Source organism: Streptomyces sp. NPDC048644 (assembly GCF_043199105.1).
In the GTDB taxonomy this organism is placed as follows: Bacteria; Actinomycetota; Actinomycetes; order Streptomycetales; family Streptomycetaceae; genus Streptomyces.
Map to the genome: position 1 here is coordinate 25,375 of NZ_JBICVO010000004.1, position 21,160 is coordinate 46,534.

A 21,160-nucleotide genomic window follows, 5' to 3' on the forward strand; every position below is an offset into this window, starting at 1 on the left:
CCACGACCGGGACGATACACCAGAACGGTCACTCAGGGACATAGCACTTCTACGGAGCGTGACGATGACGGCGTTTGTGCACACTCCGTGCATTCGTACGGACCCGTAGCGCTACGCGCAAGCATTCCGGTCGGATGTAGCGACCACGTTCCGTATCGGCTCCCCGGCGGCGAAAAGCCGCAACTGGTCCCGCAGAAGGCGCTTCGCGCGGGGCAGGAAGGCAGAGCTGGGGCCCCCGACGTGTGGAGTGATGAGCACGCCGGGAGCGTGCCACAGAGGGTGTCCGGCGGGCAGGGGTTCCGGATCGGTGACGTCGAGCGCCGCGCGCAGCCGTCCCGAGGTCAGCTCGGCGAGCAACGCGTCCGTGTCGACGACCCGGCCGCGTGCGATGTTCACCAGCAGTGCGCCGTCCTTCATGCGCGCCAGGAAATCACGTCCGACCAGGCCACGGGTCTCGTCGGTGAGCGGAGTGGCCAGCACCACCACATCGGCGTCGGGCAGGAGGGCGGACAGGGCGGACAGTGGATGCACTGGACCGCGCACGGTCTCACGGGCGGTGCGCGCGATGCGCGTGACCCGCGCGCACTCGAAGGGAGTGAGCCGGTCTTCGATGGCACTGCCGATCGACCCATACCCCACAATGAGGACGGACTTGTCGGCGAGCGCGGGCCGGAACGCCGGCTGCCACTCCCCCGCGTCCTGGGCGCGCACGAAGCCGGGCATGCCGCGCAGTGCCGCCAGGATGAGGGTCAGGGCCAGCTCCGCTGTGCTGGCGTCGTGCAGTCCGCGGGCGTTGCACAGCTGGACGCCGGGCGGCAGTTGGGACAGCGCGGGCAGCATGTGCTCGACCCCCGCGGTCAGGGTCTGCACCACACGGAGCCCGGTCATCAGCGGCAGTGGCCGCAGTGACGGTTCTGCGCCCTTCATATAGGGGACGGCGTAGAACGCGCACCGGGCGGGATCGGCCGGGTAGTCGGGGCCGGCGTCCCAGTGGACGTAGTGCAGTCCTTCGGGAAGGCCCTCGATCTCGTCGGGCGGGATCGGAAGCCATACGTCCATCGCGTCGGTGCGCGGGTCTGCGGTTGCCATGGCCCGAGGCTATGCGAAGAGACGTTCACTTCAGACGTTAGTTTGGTCTGGCCCTTGACCGGGGGCGAGGGGACGGAGGCACGACCAGGTGGAGCGCAGGACAATCGGTGCGGCGGCGCTCGAAGTGGGCGCAATCGGGCTCGGCTGCATGCCGATGAACTGGGGGTACACCGAGTCGCAGCGGAGCTTGGACGGCTCGTTGCGGGCCGTGCACGCCGCGCTCGACCGGGGGTGCAGCCTGCTGGACACCGCCGACATGTACGGGCCGTTCACCAACGAGCTGCTGGTGGGCCGGGCGCTCAAGGAACGGCGGGCGGACGCCTTCGTCTCGACCAAGTGCGGGCTGCTGGCCGGCGAGCAGCACATCGTGGCCAACGGCAGGCCCGGCTATGTGAAACGGGCCTGTGACGCCTCGCTGCGCCGGCTGCGGACCGACCGGATCGATCTCTACCAGCTGCACCGCGCCGATCCCGAGGTCCCGATAGAGGAGACCTGGGGCGCGATGGCGGAACTGGTGGCCGCCGGCAAGGTGCGCTCGCTGGGGCTGTGCGCCGTGGGCGCCCGCGCGCTGCGGCCGACCCGCGCCGACCGGCAGGCGGCGGGCGCCGGGCGGCGCTTCCGGTCGCGGACGCACGACGGGACGCTGCGCCAACTGGAGCGCATCCAGCAGGTCTTCCCGGTCAGCAGCGTGCAGGCGGAGCTGTCGGTGTGGTCGCCCGATGCGCTGGAGGAGCTGCTGCCGTGGTGCGAGTCGCGCGGTGTCGGATTCCTGGCGGCGATGCCGCTGGGCAACGGCTACCTGACCGGCACCCTCACCCCGGGGCAGGGCTTCGAGCCGGAGGATCTGCGGGCCAGGCACCCGCGGTTCACCGCCGAGATGATGGCGGCGAACCAGCCGGTGGTGGCCGGGCTGCGCCGGGTGGGCGCGCGTCACGGCGCGACGCCAGGACAGGTCGCGCTGGCGTGGGTGCTGGCGCAGGGGCGGCACGTGGTGCCGGTGCCGGGGACGAAGAAGGAGCGCTGGGCCGCGCAGAACGCCAAGGCCGCCGACCTGGTACTGGACCGCGCCGACCTGGCGGAGATCGCCTCACTGCCGCCGGCCCGTGGGTCGTGGTACTGACCCGGGGGCCTGTCCGACGAGTGTCCGCGGCGACACCGCCCCCGCCGGCCCGCGGCGCCCGGCGTCGGCGTGCGCGATGTGGTGTCCTTGTCCCGCTCCGCCGACGAGAGGACCCTGCCGTGCAACACCGTTCCCTGACCGTCGTGTTGGCCGCGGCTTCGCTGCTGCTGGCGGCGGGCTGCTCCGCCGGCGGCGCGCAGCCAGGCAAGGACGGCCCTTCTCCCGGCGCGAAGGGCTCCGCGCGTCCGGGCCCGTCGTCGTCCGCGCCGCCCGCCAAGGGGTCGGTACGGGTGATTGGCACTTTGGCCACCGGCCTCGACTCGCCCTGGGGCGTGGCCCTGCTGCCGGGCGGCGACCTGCTGGTCGGCTCCCGGGACACCGGGAAGATCTACCGGATCGCCGCTGACGACGGCAGGAAGACCGTACTGGGCTCGGTCCCGGGCGTGTCACCGGGCGGCGAAGGGGGCCTGCTGGGGCTCGCGGTGTCCGCCACGTTCGGCGTCGACCACCAGGTCTACGCGTATTTCACCACCGAGTCCGACAACCGCATCGCCCGGATGATCTACGACGCCAAGCGGCCAGCGGGCGACCAACTGGGCGCGCCCGACACCGTCTTGCGGGGCATCCCCAAGGGCCACATCCACAACGGCGGCCGGATCGCGTTCGGCCCGGACAAGATGCTCTACGCCGGTACCGGCGAGACCGGCGACAAGGGGCTCGCCCAGGACAAGGAGTCACTGGCCGGCAAGATCCTGCGGATGACGCCGGACGGCGAGCCCGTGCACGGCAACCCCGAGGCGGATTCGGTGGTGTACGACTACGGTCACCGCAATGTCCAGGGCCTCGCCTGGGACGGCCACGACCGGCTGTGGGCCTCGGAGTTCGGGCAGGACACCTGGGACGAGCTGAACCTCATCGGGTCGGGCCGCAACTACGGCTGGCCGGAGCGGGAGGGGAAGGCCGAGGGCGGTGCGGGCGGCTCCGGTTTCACGGATCCGGTCGCGCAATGGAAGCCGTCGGACGCCTCGCCCAGCGGCATCGCGTACGCCAAGGGCTCGATCTGGATGGCGGGGCTGCGCGGCGAGCGGCTGTGGCGGATCCCGCTGGACGGGACGAAGCCGGTGGCGGCGCCGCGGGCCTTCCTGAAGGGCACGTACGGGCGGCTGCGGACCGTCGTGGCCGCGGAGGACGGGTCGTTGTGGCTGGTCACGGGCAACACCGACGGGCGGGGCGAGCCGCACAAGGGCGACGACCGGATTCTGCACCTGAAGGTGACCTGAGCCCTTCGGAGGGAGGGCCGGGGCCGCCGCGGACACGGCCGAGGCCCGCCGGGCGGGCCGGCGGGCCTTGGCTGCGGAGCGGTTGACGGGGCCTGCGGTCCTCAGGACCCCGGCGCTGCGGGGGCCTTGGGGAGGCTGGGCAGGCTCGCCAGGACGTCGAAGTACATCCCGGCGGAGATGAGGATGCCCAGGACGCCGAGTGCCAGGCCGCCCCAGGCGACGGCACGCATCCAGGCGGCGCGCGGGCGGTTGAGCAGCACGGCGCCGCCGATGATCACGGCGAGCAGCGCGAACAGGCCGTTGACCAGGGCAGTGGTGTGCCAGGGCGCACCGTAGACGGTGGCGATCTGGTCGGTGGCCCTGCCCGACTGGAGCTTGATCTGGCCGAGCAGGGTCTGCCGTTCGGCCAGCAGTGTGCCGAGCCAGGTGCCGGTGACGGATGCGAGGCCGAGCCCGGCGGCGACGACCGCGCCCGCGCCGAACCCGACACCGGCGGTGGGCTTCACCGGGGCGGTGTCGTCAAGGGTGTCCTCGTCGTCGTGCGCGGTCACGTCCGCACTGTCGTCGAGGACGTCGAGGTCGCTGTCCTCGTCGTGTCCGGCCGCTGCGGTGGGCTCCTCTGCCCGCTTCTCGGTGGCGGCGCCGGTGTCCGGCTCTGCGGTGGTCTTCCCCTCCGCGTCCGTGGCGGCCTCGGCCGGCACGGACGGGTCGTCGGTTCGCGTTGCGGCGCGCTCGTCGGTCGTCCTGGTCGTTCCCATGTGCGCGACCGTAGGGGTCGCGTCTGAGAGTCGGATGAGAGAGGGGCGGGCGCGGGGGCGCGTGGCGGCGGCGGGCGGCGGGCGCGCGCCGGCCGGCCGCCGTCCCGCCGCTGGTCAGCCGCGCGCCCGCCCGGTTCAGCCGGTGACCGACTCCTTGCCGTTCTCGATGTGTCCCATGAGGCGGCGGCGGAAGGGGGTGTCTTCGGCGACGGTGAGGGCGAGGTCGTACCAGCCGTGCGCGTCCGCCGCCGGGTGCGCGACGGTGCGGGTGCCGCCGGCCTTCACCTTCAGGGTGCGCGGCGCGGCGTCCCCGTAGGCGAGCGGGGCGAGGGTGACGGTGAGGTCGGCCGCGCCGCCGTTGACGAAGGTCAGGTGGATCTCCCTGCGGTCCGCGTCGATGCGGGTACGGACCTGGGCACCGGCCGCCGCGCCCGTGCCGTGGCCGGCGAACTCCCGCCGGAAGCCGTTCGGCCCGGTGACGGTGAAACGGTACGCCCCGTCCTTGACCGGCACGTCCCAGCTCCCGGTGCCGGTCACGTCGCGGTGCTGCGGCGCCTCGTACTCCCCGGCGTACGGGTGGAGCGCGAAGTGGGCGGAGGCGGTGCCGCCGTTGCGCACCGCCATCCGGAAAAGGCCGGCGCCCGCGTCGAGGCCGCCGTCGGCGTCCGGCTGGTAGGGCAGCGGCCTGGCCGGGCGGTTGCCGTGCTCCTGCTGGGGCAGCGCCTGGTCGGCCGGCGGGCGCGGCGCCCAGCGGCCACTGAACGGCGGGATCGCGCCAGGCCGTTCCACCGACGGCTGCCGGCGCCCGCGCGAGAAGTCGAACGCGCCGGTGAGGTCGCCGCAGACGGTCCGCCGCCAGGCGCTGATGTTGGGCTCCCGCACCCCCGTCCACCGTTCCAGGAAGCGGGTGATCGAGGTGTGGTCGAAGACCTGCGAGCAGGCGTAACCGCCAACCGTCCAGGGCGAGATGACGATCATCGGCACCCGCATGCCCAGGCCCGTCGGCTTCCCGTCCCAGAACTCGCCGTCGGTCCCGGCGGGCGGCACCGGCGGCGGTACGTGGTCGAAGAAGCCGTCGTTCTCGTCGTAGGTGAGGAACAGCGCGGTGTGCCGCCAGACGTCCGGGTTCTTTCCGAGTGCGTCCAGCACCTTGTAGACGATGGTGGCGCTCTCGACGGGCGAGGAGGAGCCGGGGTGTTCGGAGTCGGCGGCCGACGGCACGATGTACGACACCTCGGGCAGCTTGCCGCTCGCCACGTCGGCGGCGAAGGCGGTGGCCGTGGTGTCGGGCTCGCCGCGCCGCAGCGCCCGCTCGAACAGGCTGCGGTCCGCGCGCCCGAGCGCCTTGACGCCGTCCTCCAGCAGTCCCAGCAGCCGGGTGCGTTCGTCCGCCGCGGCGCCCGCGACCTTTCCGTAGAAGGCGGTCATGTTCGACACGCCGCCGACCTTCGCCAGCGCCTTCTTCGCGACCGCCTTGAAGCTGGCGTAGAATTCCAGGTTGTTGTCGGTGAAGTTGTCCCACTCCTGGTAGACCCGCCAGCTGTGGCCTGCCTTCTCCAGCCGCTCGGGGTAGGTCGTCCAGGTGTAGCCGGTGTGGGTGTCCTCCTCGTACGCGTCGTTGCCGACCGCGCGCTTGCCGGTGCCGGGTTCGAAGCCGGTCCAGCCGCTGACCAGGTGGTTGCGGTTGGGGCTCGTCGAGGAGTGGATCGACGAGTGGTAGGCGTCGCAGACGGTGAAGGTGTCGGCGAGTTCGTAGTGCAGGGGGACGTCCTGCCGGTCGTAGTGGGCCATGGTGGCGGCGGTCTTGGCGGTGACCCAGTTGTTCATCCAGCCGCCGTTCCACGCCTTGGATCCGCCGTCCCATTCGTGGTTGAGCGCCCCTATGTACTGGAGGTCCTTGTTCTGTGCGGCGGCGGCCGTGCGGACCGGGAACGGCAGGACGGTGCCGATCCCCAGCGCCCCTGGCTGCTCGTAGACGGTGCGCCCGCCGGGCAGTTCGACGGCGTTGCGGTCGGCGTAGCCGCGTACCCCGCGCAGCATGCCGAAGTAGTGGTCGAAGGAACGGTTCTCCTGCATCAGCACGACGACGTGCCTGATGTCACGCATGTCGCCCGCGCCGCGAGCGGGCCGTGCCGCGTCGGCGGCCAGCGCCTCCTGAAGCGACGGCGGCAGCAGCGATCCGGCGACCGCCGCCCCCGCTGCGGCGGCGCCAACTCCCAGTACCCGCCTGCGAGATACCTCCGATGTCACGCCCGACCTCCCAGTCGACAGTCAATGGTCTTCGGTCAGCCCATTGAGATGGTGCGACGGGGACGGTAGTGGACGGCTGTGACGGGCGATAGGTATCGAGGTGACAACTTTGGGAACACGTGACCGGGCCGGAGGCCACCGGGCGGCGGGAACCGCCGACGGGGTGCCGTGCGCGGCACGCCCTGCCGACGGTCCTCCACCCCCGGCAGGGCGGGTCAGCCCGCCCGCAACGCCGGTGCCAGCTCCCGCAGTTGCTCAAGACCCAGGCCATCGGCGGCGATCGGCTGGACGGACACGTGGTCGGCGCCCGCGTCGTGGTGCTCCTGGACGCGGCGCCGGATCGCGTCCACGTCGCCCCAGGCCACGATCGCGTCCACCAGCCGGTCGCTGCCGCCGTCCGCGAAGTCCTCGTCCCCGAACCCGAACCGGCGCAGATTGCCGGTGTAGTTCGGCAGCTCCAGGTAGAACCGCGTGTGGTGGGCGCGGGCCAGCGAACGGGCCTTCTCCGGGTCGGTCTCCAGGAGTACGGCCTGTTCGGGGGCGAGCAGCGGACCCGCGCCGAGGACCTCACGGGCGCGGGCGGTGTGTTCCGTGGTCACGAAGTACGGGTGGGCGCCGGCCGCCCGCGCCGCCGCCAGCTCCAGCATCTTCGGGCCGAGCGCGGCCAGCACCCGGGCCGGGGCCGGATCCACGGCCGGGCCGGCGTACGGAGCGGCGTCCATCGCGTCGAGGTACGCGCGGACGGCCGCGAGCGGCTTGGCGTAGGTGTGCCCCCGCTGGTCGACCAGCGGCGCGTGGCTCGCGCCCAGACCGAGCAGGAAGCGCCCGTCGTACGCCGCGGCCAAGTTGTGCGCGGCGGCGGACGCGGCCGACGCGTCACGGACCCAGATGTTGGCGATGCCGGTGGCGACCGTGATCCGCTCGGTGGCGGACAGCAGCAGCGCGGCCTGGCTGATCGCCTCCGACCCCGGGCCCTCACCGAACCACAGGGCGCCGTAGCCCAGTTGCTCGATCTCGGCGGCGGCCTCCCTGGCCTGTGCCGCCGGGACGCGGCTGAGGCCGCCGTGCCAGACACCGATCCGGCCGATCCGCGAAGCAAGAGCGTGCTGCTGCACCGTTCCTCCACTGTCCGAAGTGTGGTGGCCCCGCCCGCGTCCGCGGCAGGGCCTCTCCCTCCGATCACAGCACGGCCGCCCGCCCCGGGCATTCCCGGCCCGGCCGGTACGGACGGACAGGGCGCGGAAGCGGCCGTCCTCCCGGAGGAGAACGGCCGCTTCCGTGGTGCTTCCCGGCTGTGCTCAGCCTTCCGTCACGCCCAGGCGCTCCAGGATGAGTTCACGGACCCGGGCCGCGTCGGCCTGGCCGCGGGTGGCCTTCATGACCGCGCCGACCAGCGCACCGGCCGCCGCGACCTTGCCGCCGCGGATCTTGTCGGCGATGGCGGCGTTGCCCGCGATGGCCTCGTCGACGGCGGTGCCCAGGGCGCCCTCGTCGGAGACGACCTTCAGACCGCGCTTCTCGACGACGGTGTCCGGGTCGCCCTCGCCGGCCAGCACACCCTCGATGGCCTGGCGGGCCAGCTTGTCGTTGAGGGAGCCATCGGCGACCAGCGCGGCCACCCTGGCGACCTGCACCGGGGTGATCCGCAGGGCGGCGAGGTCCACACCGTCCTCGTTGGCGCGGCGGGCCAGTTCGCCCATCCACCACTTGCGGGCGGATGCGGAGTCCGCGCCCGCCTCGGTCGTGGCGACGATGAGGTCGACCGCACCGGCGTTGAGGATCGACTGCATGTCGTGCTCGGAGACGCCCCACTCCTCGCGCAGGCGGTTGCGGCGCAGTCGCGGCAGCTCAGGCAGCGCGGCCCGCAGTTCCTCGACCCACTCGCGCGAGGGGGCCACCGGCACCAGGTCGGGCTCGGGGAAGTAGCGGTAGTCCTCGGCGTTGTCCTTGATGCGGCCGGCCGTCGTCGAGCCGTCCTCTTCGTGGAAGTGCCGGGTCTCCTGGACGATGGTGCCGCCGGAGGAGAGCACCGCGGCGTGCCGCTGGATCTCGAACCGGGCGGCCCGCTCCACGGAACGCAGCGAGTTGACGTTCTTCGTCTCCGAGCGGGTACCGAGCTTCTCGGTACCGTTCGGGCGCAGCGAGAGGTTCACGTCGCAGCGCATCTGGCCCATCTCCATGCGGGCTTCGGAGACACCCAGCGCCTTGATCAGCTCGCGCAGTTCGGCGACGTACGCCTTGGCGACCTCGGGGGCCCGCTCGCCGGCGCCCTCGATCGGCTTGGTGACGATCTCGATCAGCGGGATGCCGGCGCGGTTGTAGTCCAGGAGGGAGTGCGAGGCGCCGTGGATACGGCCGGTCGCGCCGCCGACGTGGGTGGACTTGCCGGTGTCCTCCTCCATGTGGGCGCGCTCGATCTGCACCCGGAAGACCTCGCCGTCCTCCAGCTGTACGTCGAGGTAGCCGTCGAAGGCGATCGGCTCGTCGTACTGGGAGGTCTGGAAGTTCTTCGGCATGTCCGGATAGAAGTAGTTCTTCCGGGCGAAGCGGCACCATTCGGCGATGGAGCAGTTCAGCGCCAGGCCGATCTTGATGGCCGACTCGACGCCGATCGCGTTGACGACCGGGAGCGAGCCGGGCAGGCCCAGGCAGGTGGGGCAGGTCTGCGCGTTGGCGTCGGCGCCCAGCGTGGTCGCACACCCGCAGAACATCTTGGTCTTGGTGCCGAGCTCGACATGGACCTCCAGGCCCATGACGGGGTCGTACGCCGCAAGAGCGTCCTCGTACGACACCAGGTCAGTGACAGTCACGGTGAAACTTTCCCTCTCAGCCCAGCAGGACGTCGTCGTCGCCCAGGCGCTTCAGTTCGCGGTAGAGGATCGCCAGGCCGGTGACGATCGCCGCGGCGGAGACGCCCGCGTCGATCAGTCGCAGCGTGTCGTTCTCCTGGCGTGCCATCTTCGCCTGCTTGAAGACGCTGAGGGCGCCGAACGCGGTGGTGCCGATCGACAGGTAGACGCCGGACTTGGACTTCTTGAAGTTCTTGGCCTTCTTGGTCATTGCGCTCACAGTGACGGTGCCTCCTCCAGCAGCGGGTGCCCCCACTTTTCCACGAAGGCCGCCTCGACGGCGGACCCGACCTGGTAGAGCCGGTCGTCCTTCATGGCGGGGGCGATGATCTGCAGTCCGACGGGCAGGCCGTCCTCCGGCGCCAGGCCGCAGGGCAGCGACATGGCGGAGTTGCCCGCCAGGTTCGACGGGATCGTGCACAGGTCGGCGAGGTACATCGCCATCGGGTCGTCCGCGCGCTCACCGATCGGGAAGGCGGTGGTGGGCGTCGTCGGCGAGACGATGACGTCGACCGACTCGAAGGACTTCTCGAAGTCCTGCGTGATCAGGGTGCGGACCTTCTGCGCCGAGCCGTAGTAGGCGTCGTAGTAGCCGGAGCTGAGCGCGTAGGTGCCGAGGATGATGCGGCGCTTGACCTCGTCGCCGAAGCCGGCCTCGCGGGTGAGGGCGGTGACGTCCTCGGCGGACTTCGTGCCGTCGTCGCCGACCCGCAGGCCGTAGCGCATGGCGTCGAAGCGGGCGAGGTTGGACGAGCACTCGGACGGCGCGATCAGGTAGTACGCGGAGAGCGCCAGGTCGAAGGACGGGCAGTCCAGCTCGACGATCTCGGCGCCGAGGCTCTTGAGCAGCTCGACGGACTCGTCGAACCGCTGGAGCACGCCCGGCTGGTAGCCGTCACCGCGGAACTGCTTGACGACGCCGACCCGCATCCCGGCGACGGAGCCACCCCGCGCCGCCTCGACGACGGCCGGGACCGGCGCGTCGATGGAGGTCGAGTCCAGCTCGTCGTGACCGGCGATCACCTCGTGCAGCAGCGCCGCATCCAGGACCGTACGGGCGCAGGGCCCGCCCTGATCGAGGGAGGAGGAGAAGGCGACCATGCCGTAGCGGGAGACGCCGCCGTAGGTGGGCTTGACGCCGACCGTGCCGGTGACGGCGGCGGGCTGGCGGATGGAGCCGCCGGTGTCCGTGCCGATGGCGAGCGGCGCCTGGTAGGAGGCGAGGGCCGCGGATGAGCCGCCGCCGGAGCCGCCGGGGATCTTGGTGAGGTCCCAGGGGTTGCCGGTCGGGCCGTAGGCGCTGTTCTCGGTCGACGACCCCATGGCGAACTCGTCCATGTTGGTCTTGCCGAGAATGACGACGTCGGCGGCCTTGAGGCGCTTGGTCAGCGTCGCGTCGTACGGCGGGATCCAGCCTTCGAGGATCTTCGAGCCGACGGTGGTGGGCATGTCCTGCGTCGTGAAGATGTCCTTCAGCGCGAGCGGGACGCCGGCCAGCGGGCCGAGCTTCTCGCCGCGGGCCTTCTTCTCGTCGACGGCACGGGCCTGGGCCAGCGCGCCTTCGCGGTCGACGTGGAGGTAGGCGTTCACCTTCTCGTCGACGGCCTCGATGCGGGCCAGGTGGGCCTCGGTCACCTCGACGGCGGTCAGCTCGCCGGACGCGATCTTCGCCGCGATCTCGGCGGCGGTGAGCTTGATCAGGTCTGCCATGTCGGTCACTCCTCCCCCAGGATCTGCGGCACCTTGAAACGCTGCTGCTCCTGGGCCGGGGCGCCGGAAAGCGCCTGCTCGGGGGTCAGCGACGGACGGACCTCGTCCGCCCGCATGACATTGGTCAGGGGCAGCGGGTGGGAGGTCGGCGGGACGTCTTGGTCGGCGACCTCGGAGACGCGGGCGACCGCGCCAATGATGTCGTCGAGCTGTCCGGCGAAGTGGTCGAGCTCTTCGTCCTTCAGCTCCAGACGTGCCAGCCGGGCGAGGTGAGAGACCTCCTCGCGCGTGATGCCAGGCATGCAGCGATCCTCTGCTGGTTCTCGGAGTCCTACGTGGGTTTGTACGGCCCAATCCTATGGCGTACGCGAAAGGAATCGCGCAGGGCTTTCCCGGGGGCTCCGCGGGCCCGGCGGGAGAGGCCGGGCCCGCCCTGCGGGGCGCCCGGATCCGCCGTGGGCCTCGCGGGCCCGTCAGGGGGTACCGGCGTGCGGTGGTTCCTCACTGACGTCGCCGGCGCCCGGGGGATCTGCGCCGTCACCGCCGGCCACCGGGGTGTCGGCGCCGGGCCCCTGCTGTGCGTCGTCGGACGTCTCCACAAAGCGGGGCGCGGCCTCGGGGGCGCTCGGCGGCCGGGGTGTGCCGGGCGGCGGCTGGGTCCTGGGGGTGCGATCGGAGCGGGGACACGGGACGGCCGGAGGCCGGGTCAGTTCAGGACCTGTCCCGAAGGGCGTTCAGCTGCCTTCTCCGCCGCCAGGGCGGCCGTCTCCGATTCGCGGTGCCAGCCGTGCTCCCCGCGGGCGCGGAGCCAGGCCGTGGTCTCGTCCGGCGGCATCGCTGCCGCCACCAGCCAGCCCTGGACGGCGTCACAGCCCAGGTCGCGCAGCCGCTCCCAGGTCTCGTCGTCCTCGACTCCCTCGGCGACCACCAGCAGGCCGAGGGAGTGGGCGAGGTCGAGGGTGCAGCGGACGATCTCGGCGTCTTCGTTGTCGACCGCGAGGCGGGCCACGAAGGACCGGTCGATCTTCAGCTCGCTGACCGGCAGCCGGCGCAGGTGGACCAGGGAGGAGTAGCCGGTGCCGAAGTCGTCGAGGGACATCTTCACGCCGTGGCCGGTCAGTCCGGCGAGGGTGTCGGCGGCCCGCTGCGGGTCCTCCAGCAGGACGTGCTCGGTTATCTCCAGTTGGAGGGCTCCGGGTGGGACGCGGTGCCTGGCCAAGCGGGCGGCGACGGCGCCGGCGAAGCCCGGGGAGTGGACGTCGCGCGGCGAGACGTTCACCGCGACCGGCACCTCCAGGCCCATGGCGCGCCAGCGTGCCACCTGGGCGAGCGCGGTCTCCAGGACGTACTCGGTCAGGCGGGGCATCAGGCCGGATGACTCGGCGATGGCGATGAACTCGTCCGGTGGCACTCTCCCGCGGTCCGGATGCACCCAGCGCACCAGCGCCTCCAGGCCCGCGACGTGGCCGTCGAAGCCGACCTTGGGCTGGTAGTGCAGTTCGACGTCGCCCGCGTCCAGGGCGCGGCGCAGGTCGCCCAACAGGCCGAGACGGTCGGGGGTGTTGCCGTCCCTCTTGGCTTCGTAGACCTCGACGCCGCTGCGGTCCCGCTTGGCCTGGTACATGGCGACGTCGGCCCGGCGCAGCAGTCCCTCGGCGTCCAGGGCGTGGTCCGGGAAGACGGCGACCCCCGCGCTCGCTTCGAGCACGAGGGTCAGGCCGTCGAGGTCGAGGGGTGACCCCAGGGCGGCGACGAGATTGCGGGCCACCCGCTGGGCGCTGGTGAGCGAGTCGGCGGTGGGCAGCAGCACCGCGAACTCGTCACCGCCGAGCCGGGCGGCCTCCGCGCCCCGGGGCAGGGCGTGCCGGAGGCGGTCGGCGATCTGCAACAGCAGGCGGTCGCCCGCGAGATGGCCCAGGGTGTCGTTGACCGAGCGGAAGCGGTCGAGGTCGATGAGGACCAGCGCGGAGCGGGCGCCGATGCGTTCCGCCTCGTCCAGCGCGGACCAGGTGCGCTCCAGGAGCCACTGGCGGTTGGGGAGTCCGGTCAGCGGGTCGCGCAGCTGCTCCTCGGCGCGGGCGCGGGCGATCCACAGGGTGGAGTCCAGGGCAATGAGCGGAACCGCGAACATCGGCAGCAGCAGCGGCGCGTGGACGGCGGTGACCGCGATCAGCGGGGCGATGCCCACCAGCGCGACGCCGACCAGTACCTGGCGGGTCATGGCGGTGCGGGTGATGGTGGGCAGGCCGCCGTTGCGCGGGAGCACCGAGCACCACAACAGGGCGCGGGTGACGAGGAGATACCCGGCCGCCGCCGCGAGCACCTCCGGGAGCACGCCGAGGTCCCAGGTCTGCGGCTGCCAGGGGTGGCGGACGGTGGGCACCGTGTCGAACGCGGCGAGGCAGAGCGCGGCGGCGGCGATGCCCAGCAGGTCCACCGCGCCGTGCACCACCGCCTGCCGCCAGCGGTGCCGGCGGGCCGCGCCGACGAGGACGACGACGGCGAGGCTCACCAGGACCGCGGGCATCAGGCCGTAGAGGAGTACGACGGCGAGGGCGAGGGCGGCTCCGGAGCCCGTGCCGCCCCACCAGCGGTCCCGGCCGAGGGCGACCAGGTGCCCGACGATGATGCCGGTGAGGACGGCCAGCGACCAGCCGGATGTGCCCGCGGGGAAGAGTGCTTCGCCTTCGCTCAGGGTCCTGATCACCGCGATGACGAGCGCGAGGCCCGCCACGACGACGAAGGCCGCGGGCAGCGCAGGCACGACAACCCGGCGGAGCCGCGACGCCGGAGCGGCGCTGTCGGTCGGTTTCATTCCGATCCCTCTCACAGCCGGCTGTGCCCGCACCACGGCAGGCGCACTCCTCAACAGTAGGCCGCGAAGGGCCACCGCGGGCAGCGATCGGCCGCGGTTGCCCGAATGCGACCTGGCCACCCGGATCTCTCTGCTATGCGCCGAAGGGGTGACATCTCACTCTTCCTCAGGCGGCGTGACCGCTACCGCTCGTGCCGCGTCAGGACCCTGTTCCAGCAGCACCGCGAAGCCGTCGTCGTCGAGTACCGGGACCTTCAGCTGCATGGCCTTGTCGTACTTGGAGCCGGGGTTGTCCCCGACCACCACGAATCCGGTCTTCTTGGAAACGGAACCGGTCACCTTCGCCCCGAGTCTCTGCAGGGCCTCTTTCGCGCCATCTCTGGTGTGTGACTGAAGTGTGCCCGTTACGACGACGGTGACGCCTTCCAGCGGCCTCGGGCCTTCGTCACCGGAGTCCGCCTCCTCCATCCGGACACCGGCGGCCCGCCACTTTTCGATGATCTGCTGGTGCCATTCGTCGGCGAACCACTGCTTGACGGAGGTGGCGATGGTGGCGGCGACGCCGTCCACGGCGGCGAGTTCCTCCTCGCTCGCGTCCCGGATGCGGTCGATCGACCGGAATTCACGGGCCAGTGCCTCGGCGGCCACCGGGCCGACGTGGCGGATCGACAGTCCGGTGATGATCCGGGCCAGCGGGCGTTCCTTGGCCGCCTGGATGTTCTCCAGCATGGCGAGGGCGTTCTTCTTCGGCTCGCCCTTCTGGTTGGCGAAGAAGGTGACGACCTTCTCCTCGCCGGTCTCCGGGTCGCGCTTGGGCAGACCGGAATCCGGGTCCAGGACATGGGACTTGATGGGCAGCAGCTGCTCGATGGAGAGGCCGAAGAGGTCGCCCTCGTCCTTGACCGGCGGTTCGGCGGGCTCCAGCGGCTGGCTGAGCGCGGTGGCGGCGACGTAGCCGAAGTTCTCGATGTCGAGGCACTTGCGGCCGGCGAGGTAGAACAGCCGCTCGCGGATCTGGGCGGGGCAGGAGCGGGCGTTGGGGCACCGCAGGTCGATGTCGCCTTCCTTGGCGGGCTGCAGCGGCGTCCCGCACTCGGGGCAGTCGGCCGGCATCACGAACTCCCGCTCGCTGCCGTCCCGGAGGTCGACGACCGGGCCGAGGATCTCGGGGATGACGTCGCCCGCCTTGCGGATCACGACGGTGTCGCCGATGAGGACGCCCTTGGCCTTGACCACGTCCTGGTTGTGCAGCGTCGCGAACTCGACCTCGGAGCCGGCCACGGTCACCGGCTGCACGACCGCGTACGGCGTGACCCGGCCCGTGCGGCCGACGCCCACCCGGATGTCGACCAGCTCGGTGTTGACCTCTTCGGGCGGGTACTTCCAGGCGATGGCCCAGCGCGGCGCCCGCGAGGTCGAGCCGAGGCGCCCCTGGAGCCGGATCTCGTCGAGCTTGACGACGACGCCGTCGATCTCGTGCTCGACGGCCGTGCGGCGGGTCTCGGCGTCGCCGTAGTGGGCGATGAACTCGCGTACGCCTTGCAGGGAGTCGACGACCTTGTTGTGCCGCGCGGTGGGCAGGCCCCACTCCCGCAGCAGGTCGTAGGCGTGCGACTGGCAGTCGATGTCGAAGCCCTCGCGGGCGCCGATGCCGTGCACCACCATGTGGAGCGGGCGGGTCGCGGTGACCTTGGGGTCCTTCTGGCGGAGCGAACCGGCGGCGGCGTTGCGCGGGTTGGCGAACGGGGGCTTGCCGTCGGCGACCAGCCGGGCGTTCAGTTCGAGGAACTTCTCCATCGGGAAGTACACCTCCCCGCGGACCTCGACCAGCTCCGGGATCCGCTCGCCGGTGAGGCGTTGCGGGATCTCGGCGATGGTGCGGACGTTGGGGGTGATGTCCTCGCCGGTGCGGCCGTCACCGCGGGTGGCGGCGCGGGTCAGCCTGCCCTGTTCGTAGGTGAGGTTGACGGCGAGGCCGTCCACCTTCGGCTCGCACAGGAAGTGGTAGCCGGCCTCCTTCGGCGCGCCGCCCAGCTCCCCGGCGAGCCGCTCGGCCCAGGCCGCCAACTCCTCGTCGTCGAAGGCGTTGTCGAGCGAGAGCATCCGCTCGCGGTGCTCGACCTCGGTGAACTCCGTGGCGTACGCGCCCGCGACCTTCTGGGTCGGCGAATCGGGGGTGCGCAGTTCCGGATGCTCGGACTCCAGGGCCTCCAGGGAGCGGAGCAGCTTGTCGAACTCCGCGTCGCTGACGACCGGAGCGTCCTTCACGTAGTAGCGGAAGCGATGCTCCTCGATCTGCTCAGCGAGCTGCGCGTGCTCCTCCCGCGCCGCCGTGGGCACCTCGGATGCCGTTGCGTGCTGTTCGCCAGCCACCGTCTTGTCCTCCCGTGGTCCTTGAGTGCGGTCACTCAGGGTTGTCTGCGAGCGATGTCGCCGCCCGGACACAGTGCGCAAGCACGGAGCGGGCATAAGCGGGTGAAGCGCCCGCGAGCCCGCACGACGGGGTGACCACCACGGACTCGGCGAGAGTCCCCGGATTCAGCCCCAGCCTGCGCCACAGCGTCCTGACACCCATGACGCTACCGGCAGGGTCTGACAATCGGCCGTCCACACCCGGCACCACACCGGCGAACAGGGCCGTCCCCCCTTCCACGGCCTCGCCGATCGCCTCCTCCTCACGCTCGGTGAGCAGCGAGAAATCGAACGAGACACCCGCGACGCCGGCCCTGCGCAGCAGCCCGAACGGGACCTCGGGCGCGCACGAGTGCACGACGACGGGCCCGCCCTGCGCCACCCCGACGAGGTCGCGCAGGGCCCCCTCGACGACGGCCCGGTCCACGGCACGGTGGGTGCGGTAGCCGCTGGCGGACTTCACCCGGCCCTGGAGCACGGAGGTGAGCGACGGCTCGTCGAGCTGGAGCACGACCCGGGCGCCCGGCACCCGCCGCCGTACGTCCGCGAGATGGCCGCGCAGCCCCTCCGCCAGGGAGGCCGTGAGGTCGCGGCAGGCACCGGGGTCACTGACGGCGGCCTCGCCGTTGCGCAGCTCCAGGGCGCTCGCCAGGGTCCACGGCCCGACCGCGGAGACCTTCAGCGGCCCTTCGTAGCCCTGGGTGAACTCCTCCAGGGCGTCGAGGTCTTCGCCGAGCCAGGCGCGGGCGCGCCGGGTGTCGCGTCCCGGCCGGTCGCTGATCCGCCAGCCGCTGGGCTCCACGTGGGCGTAGAGCTCAACGAGCATTCCGATGGTGCGCCCGATCATGTCGGCGCCGGGGCCGCGGGCCGGCAGTTCCGGCAGGTGGGGGAAGGTCTCCAGGGAACCGGTGACGGTCCTGGCTGCCTCCCGCGCGTCACCGCCCGGCATCGACCCGACCCCGGTCGCCGTCCCGGCACCCCAGGGGCGCCCGTCGTCGTCCGCGGTGCCCGCGCCCTGCCCGTCGTACGTGCTGTTCTCGCTCACCCCGGAAGCGTATGCGGCGGGGCGGGCCCCGGTGTCCGGCGGCCCGCCCGTCGGCGCCCCGGGCGCCCCCGTAGGCGTCAGGCGTCCGCCTGCCGGTCCGTGCCGGCCCGCACCCCCAGCCACCCCACGGCCGCCGCGATCACCAGCGCGACCGCGGTCAGGGCGAAGGCGTACGTGGCGCCCCGGTAGCCGCCGCCCGCCGCGGTGAGCACCGCGCCCATCCCGGCGATCCCGACCAGCGAGCCGACCTGCCGGTTGGCGTTGAGGGTCGCGCTGCCGATGTCGGCGTGCTCGCGTCCGGCCGCCTCCATCAGCACACCGGTCATCGCGGGCGAGGCGACGCCGCTGGCGAAGTTGGTGAGCGCGAGGATCAACGCCAGTGCCCAGTACGGCAGTTCCGGTGTGAGCACCAGGAAGAGCACGGCGTACCCGGCGGCCGAGAAGGCCAGCGAGGCGGCCAGGGCGGCGCGGTTGCCGACCCGCAGCCCGATCCTGGCGTAGAGCACGTTGCCGAACGGGATGACCAGGACGGCGGGCAGCATCTGGAGGCCCGCCGTGACGGGCCCGGCGCCGCGTGCGGTCTGGAGGAAGAGGCCGAGGACGAACAGCACGCCGTAGAAGGCGAAGTTGAAGAGGAAGCCGACCGCGTTGGCGGCCGAGAAGCGGCTGTCGGCGAAGAGCGCGACCGGCAGGACCGGGGTTCTGGCGGCCCGTTCGCGGACGACGAATCCGGCGGCGGCGATGACGGCGACCGCGAAGGCGCCCAGGACCTCGGGGGCGGCCCAGCCCTTGGCGGGCCCCTCGATGAGGCCGAAGCTCAGCGAGGCGAGGGCGAGCAGTCCCAGCAGGTGCCCGGCGCCGCCGAGCGCCGCACGGCGGCCGGGGACCTGTGCCACGATCCGCCGGGTGAGCAGCAGCGCCAGGATGCCGATGGGCAGGTTGACGAGGAAGATGCTGCGCCAGCCGAGCGTGCCCACCAGGAAGCCGCCGATCGACGGGGCGAGTCCGACGGACGTCGAGACGATCGCCGACCAGATGCCGAGCACCTTCGCCCGGCGCGCCGGTTCCGGGAAGGCGTGCATCAGCAGGGACAGCGAGCTGGGCATGAACAGGGCGGCACCCAGGCCCTGGAGGAAGCGGGCCGCCACCAGGACGCCGCCGTCCGGCGCGGCGGCGCCCAGCAGCGAGGCGGCGGTGAACACCGCGAGGCCCGCCAGGTAGATGCGGCGGGCGCCGAACCGCTTGGCCAGCGATCCGGCGAGCAGCAGCAGCGAGGCGAAGGCGAGGACGTAGCCGTCGACGACCCAGGTGAGTCCCGACATGGTCAGGCCGAGCCGGGCGCGCAGGTCGTTCGACGCGACGTTCATGATGCCGGTGTCCAGGCTCGCCATCACGAACCCGAGTGCCAGGACGAGGAGTTGGGCCCAGCCGCCGCCCGTCCGCGCGGGCGCCTGCGGCCCGCTCGCCGCCGCGCCGGTGGCACCCGTCTTTCCGCTCGCCGCCGGTCGCGGCCCCGCCGTTTCAGTGATCATGGATTTAGTTAAAGCTGTAGCCATCCACTCCAGCAATGGTTACAGCTATAACTTTACTCAACGTATACGGAACCGCCCCGCGACCACGTGCCGGAAGACGCGAACGAGGCCCCAGGGACGCACCCCTGAGACCTCGCTCCCGTACGGGACGCCCGTACAGGACGCCCGCTTTCCGCAGGTCAGCCGCCGCTCCGGTCCAGCGCCCGCAGCAGCTGGTCGCGCAGCGCCGAGCGCTCGTCGTGCGACAGGTGGTCGAGCGGCGATGCCTTGCCCATCCGCCGCAGCAGATCCAGCCGCAGCTCCCGGCCCGCCTCGGTCAGCACCAGCTGCTTGGCCCGCCCGTCCAGCGGATGCGGCTGCCGCACGACCATGCCCTGCTTCTCCAGCTTGGAGATGACGTAGGTGACGTTCGGCGGCTCGCAGCACAGCACCCCGGCCAGCTCCCGCGCCGTTCTGGGCTCGCCCAGTTCCTCCAGCGCCTTCGCCTGGGTGGGCGTCAGCTCCAGTTCGGCGATCCGGCTGCGCTGATGGGCGTCCATCCGACGGCTCAGTTCGGTGACGAGTCCCCGGATCTCCCGGAACCCGCACCCCGCCGCCGCGGTCGACTTCGCTTCAGTGGTCACTCGTGCAGCGTACGTCCGCGACGCGGGGAACCGGAGGGTCAGCCGACGGGAAAACGTTCCGCCGCAGCCGGGCGGCTCAGCGCCCCGGCCGCACCGAGAGGTCGTTGATCTCCGCGTCCCGCGGCAGGTCGATGGCCGTGAGGATGGCCGTGGCGACCGACTCCGGGTCGATCCAGCGGGACGGGTCGTAGTCCTTGCCCTCCTGCTGGTGCGTGCTCGCCTGCATCGGCGTGGCCGTGCGCCCCGGGTAGACCGAGGTGACCCGCACGCCGTTCTCGTGCTCCTCGCCGCGCAGCGAGTCGGCCAGCGCCTTGAGCCCGTGCTTGCTCGCCGCGTACGCGCCCCACTGGGGGTTCGCGTGCAGCCCGGCACCGGAGTTGACGAAGACGACGTGCCCCTGGGCGACGCGTACCAGCGGCAGCAGCAGCCGGGTCAGCTCGGCGGGCGAGACGAGGTTGGCGGCGAGCTGCCGCTGCCAGGACGCGGCACCCAGGTCACCGATGGCGCCCAGTTCCAGGACTCCGGCGATGTGCTGGAGCGAGTCGATGCGCTCCGGGAGCGGCTGCTTGCCGAGCGCCCAGGACAGCTTCTCGGGGGTGGCGAGGTCGCCGACGAGCGTGCGGGCACCCGGGTACCGCTCGGCCAGCTCCTTGGCCCGGCCGGCGTCGCGGGCCAGCAGCCACAACTCCTCGCCGCGCTCCAGCAGCCGCCGCGCGACCGCCGCTCCGATGCCCGAACCTGCGCCCGTGATCAAGTGCGTTCCCATGCCACCGATCCTAACGAGCACGTCGGCGGTGCGCAGACGCGCACGGTCCCGGCGGGCGGGCTCACGGTCCCGCGGGCGGCCTCACGGGCGCGGCGGGCGAAGGGGTCAGCCCTGCACGCCCGCCTGCTCCTCCAGGTGGGCGAGCGCGCCGACGCCGTCCTCCGCGAAGAACACCAGGTCCGTGAGCGGAACCGGCAGGAAGCCCTCCGCCTCCATGCGCTGGAACTGCTCCTTCAACCCGTCATAGAAACCCGCGGTGTTGAGCAGCACGACCGGCTTGGTGTGCATCCCGTGCTTGCGCAGCTCCAGGATCTCGGTGGCCTCGTCCAGCGTGCCCGTGCCGCCGACCATGATGACGACGGCGTCGGCGCGCTCCAGCAATTGCGCCTTCCGCTCGGCGAGGTCCTTGGTGACGATCATCTCGTCCGCGCCCGCCCGCACCTTGTGCGCCAGGAACTCCACGGAGATGCCGATCAGCCGCCCGCCCGCGCCCTGCACCCCGTCGGCCATGACCTTCATCAGGCCGGTGTCCGAACCGCCCCACACCAGGGAATGGCCGCCCTTGCCGATCAGCTCGGCGAACTGCCGGGCGGGGGTGACGTACCGGTCGTCGAGGTCGGCGGCGGAGCAGAAGACGCAGATGTTCATGTGCGCCAGCTTACGAGCCGGGTCTCTCGCGCCCCCTGTCGGATGCGCTTTCGCTGCCGCGCCACACGTCGGTGCGCCCCCGTGTGCGCCTGCCCGCAGGCAGTCCGGCGCCGCGACGGTGGTCCTACGGTCGCTGCGGACGGCCGCTGCGGACAACCGTCCCGCAGACACCGGCCGCAGGGACCACCCGGGCACCGTACGGAGGGCCGGGGGGACGTACGGATGCCCGAGGGGGGAGCCGTACGGACCGCCGGGGGGAGCGT

At 72.1% G+C, this 21,160-nt stretch carries 17 protein-coding genes; 2 read left to right on the forward strand and 15 right to left on the reverse strand.

Going from position 1 to position 21,160, the window contains the following annotated elements:
• Positions 1 to 111 precede the first annotated feature (111 nt).
• Positions 112 to 1,089 carry a 2-hydroxyacid dehydrogenase gene (locus ACGFNI_RS09800; RefSeq protein WP_393682249.1) on the reverse strand — a complete coding sequence of 326 codons (978 nt, stop codon included), beginning with the start codon at positions 1,087 to 1,089 and terminating at the stop codon, positions 112 to 114.
• 88 nt (positions 1,090 to 1,177) lie between these two features.
• Here ACGFNI_RS09800 and ACGFNI_RS09805 point away from each other — a divergent pair, with 88 nt between their 5' ends.
• The gene (locus tag ACGFNI_RS09805) at positions 1,178 to 2,209 is read left to right on the forward strand and encodes an aldo/keto reductase (RefSeq protein ID WP_393682250.1); all 1,032 of its coding nucleotides are present in this window, start codon (positions 1,178 to 1,180) and stop codon (positions 2,207 to 2,209) included.
• A gap of 119 nt (positions 2,210 to 2,328) precedes the next feature.
• Complete coding sequence (locus ACGFNI_RS09810; RefSeq protein WP_393682252.1) at positions 2,329 to 3,489, forward strand: PQQ-dependent sugar dehydrogenase; 1,161 nt, start codon at positions 2,329 to 2,331, stop codon at positions 3,487 to 3,489.
• 101 nt (positions 3,490 to 3,590) lie between these two features.
• Here ACGFNI_RS09810 and ACGFNI_RS09815 read toward each other — a convergent pair whose 3' ends face one another.
• From ACGFNI_RS09815 to ACGFNI_RS09880, 14 genes are all read right to left on the reverse strand, one after another.
• Positions 3,591 to 4,247 carry a hypothetical protein gene (locus tag ACGFNI_RS09815; RefSeq protein ID WP_393682254.1) on the reverse strand — a complete coding sequence of 219 codons (657 nt, stop codon included), beginning with the start codon at positions 4,245 to 4,247 and terminating at the stop codon, positions 3,591 to 3,593.
• 135 nt (positions 4,248 to 4,382) lie between these two features.
• On the reverse strand, positions 4,383 to 6,497 hold the full coding sequence (locus ACGFNI_RS09820) for a phosphocholine-specific phospholipase C (RefSeq protein WP_393682256.1): 2,115 nt from the start codon (positions 6,495 to 6,497) through the stop codon (positions 4,383 to 4,385).
• Positions 6,498 to 6,712: 215 nt separating this feature from the next.
• On the reverse strand, positions 6,713 to 7,612 hold the full coding sequence (locus ACGFNI_RS09825) for a TIGR03620 family F420-dependent LLM class oxidoreductase (RefSeq protein WP_393682257.1): 900 nt from the start codon (positions 7,610 to 7,612) through the stop codon (positions 6,713 to 6,715).
• Positions 7,613 to 7,795: 183 nt separating this feature from the next.
• On the reverse strand, positions 7,796 to 9,307 hold the full coding sequence (gatB, locus tag ACGFNI_RS09830) for an Asp-tRNA(Asn)/Glu-tRNA(Gln) amidotransferase subunit GatB (RefSeq protein WP_393682259.1): 1,512 nt from the start codon (positions 9,305 to 9,307) through the stop codon (positions 7,796 to 7,798).
• A gap of 16 nt (positions 9,308 to 9,323) precedes the next feature.
• The gene (locus ACGFNI_RS09835) at positions 9,324 to 9,557 is read right to left on the reverse strand and encodes a hypothetical protein (RefSeq protein WP_393683001.1); all 234 of its coding nucleotides are present in this window, start codon (positions 9,555 to 9,557) and stop codon (positions 9,324 to 9,326) included.
• Between the two features lie 5 nt (positions 9,558 to 9,562).
• Complete coding sequence (gene gatA, locus ACGFNI_RS09840; protein WP_393682260.1) at positions 9,563 to 11,056, reverse strand: Asp-tRNA(Asn)/Glu-tRNA(Gln) amidotransferase subunit GatA; 1,494 nt, start codon at positions 11,054 to 11,056, stop codon at positions 9,563 to 9,565.
• A 5-nt stretch (positions 11,057 to 11,061) separates the two neighbouring features.
• Positions 11,062 to 11,358, reverse strand: a complete 297-nt coding sequence (gatC, locus tag ACGFNI_RS09845; protein WP_345085978.1) for an Asp-tRNA(Asn)/Glu-tRNA(Gln) amidotransferase subunit GatC — start codon at positions 11,356 to 11,358, stop codon at positions 11,062 to 11,064.
• A 404-nt stretch (positions 11,359 to 11,762) separates the two neighbouring features.
• A complete protein-coding gene (locus ACGFNI_RS09850) occupies positions 11,763 to 13,871 on the reverse strand; it encodes a putative bifunctional diguanylate cyclase/phosphodiesterase (protein ID WP_393682262.1) in 2,109 nt (702 codons plus the stop codon).
• A gap of 156 nt (positions 13,872 to 14,027) precedes the next feature.
• The gene (gene ligA / locus ACGFNI_RS09855; protein ID WP_393682264.1) at positions 14,028 to 16,244 is read right to left on the reverse strand and encodes an NAD-dependent DNA ligase LigA; all 2,217 of its coding nucleotides are present in this window, start codon (positions 16,242 to 16,244) and stop codon (positions 14,028 to 14,030) included.
• A gap of 31 nt (positions 16,245 to 16,275) precedes the next feature.
• Entirely contained in the window at positions 16,276 to 17,232 is a 957-nt protein-coding gene (locus ACGFNI_RS09860) for a methionine synthase (protein ID WP_393683002.1), read from the reverse strand.
• Between the two features lie 173 nt (positions 17,233 to 17,405).
• The gene (locus tag ACGFNI_RS09865; protein WP_393682265.1) at positions 17,406 to 18,860 is read right to left on the reverse strand and encodes an MFS transporter; all 1,455 of its coding nucleotides are present in this window, start codon (positions 18,858 to 18,860) and stop codon (positions 17,406 to 17,408) included.
• A 179-nt stretch (positions 18,861 to 19,039) separates the two neighbouring features.
• Positions 19,040 to 19,483 carry a MarR family winged helix-turn-helix transcriptional regulator gene (locus ACGFNI_RS09870; protein WP_393682266.1) on the reverse strand — a complete coding sequence of 148 codons (444 nt, stop codon included), beginning with the start codon at positions 19,481 to 19,483 and terminating at the stop codon, positions 19,040 to 19,042.
• A gap of 76 nt (positions 19,484 to 19,559) precedes the next feature.
• Positions 19,560 to 20,249 carry an SDR family oxidoreductase gene (locus tag ACGFNI_RS09875; protein ID WP_393682267.1) on the reverse strand — a complete coding sequence of 230 codons (690 nt, stop codon included), beginning with the start codon at positions 20,247 to 20,249 and terminating at the stop codon, positions 19,560 to 19,562.
• A gap of 105 nt (positions 20,250 to 20,354) precedes the next feature.
• Positions 20,355 to 20,897 (reverse strand): TIGR00730 family Rossman fold protein, encoded by a 543-nt coding sequence (locus tag ACGFNI_RS09880; protein ID WP_393682268.1) that lies wholly within the window; start codon positions 20,895 to 20,897, stop codon positions 20,355 to 20,357.
• Positions 20,898 to 21,160 lie beyond the last annotated feature (263 nt).

Coding starts and splice junctions, on each gene's coding strand:
- ACGFNI_RS09815 (WP_393682254.1), bottom strand. CDS start 4,247: ATGGGAACGACCAGGACGACCGACGAGCGCGCCGCAACGCGAACCGAC.
- ACGFNI_RS09875 (WP_393682267.1), bottom strand. CDS start 20,249: ATGGGAACGCACTTGATCACGGGCGCAGGTTCGGGCATCGGAGCGGCG.
- ACGFNI_RS09835 (WP_393683001.1), bottom strand. CDS start 9,557: ATGACCAAGAAGGCCAAGAACTTCAAGAAGTCCAAGTCCGGCGTCTAC.
- ACGFNI_RS09880 (WP_393682268.1), bottom strand. CDS start 20,897: ATGAACATCTGCGTCTTCTGCTCCGCCGCCGACCTCGACGACCGGTAC.
- ACGFNI_RS09800 (WP_393682249.1), bottom strand. CDS start 1,089: ATGGCAACCGCAGACCCGCGCACCGACGCGATGGACGTATGGCTTCCG.
- gatC (WP_345085978.1), bottom strand. CDS start 11,358: ATGCCTGGCATCACGCGCGAGGAGGTCTCTCACCTCGCCCGGCTGGCA.
- gatA (WP_393682260.1), bottom strand. CDS start 11,056: ATGGCAGACCTGATCAAGCTCACCGCCGCCGAGATCGCGGCGAAGATC.
- ACGFNI_RS09865 (WP_393682265.1), bottom strand. CDS start 18,860: ATGATCACTGAAACGGCGGGGCCGCGACCGGCGGCGAGCGGAAAGACG.
- ACGFNI_RS09860 (WP_393683002.1), bottom strand. CDS start 17,232: ATGCCGGGCGGTGACGCGCGGGAGGCAGCCAGGACCGTCACCGGTTCC.
- ACGFNI_RS09850 (WP_393682262.1), bottom strand. CDS start 13,871: ATGAAACCGACCGACAGCGCCGCTCCGGCGTCGCGGCTCCGCCGGGTT.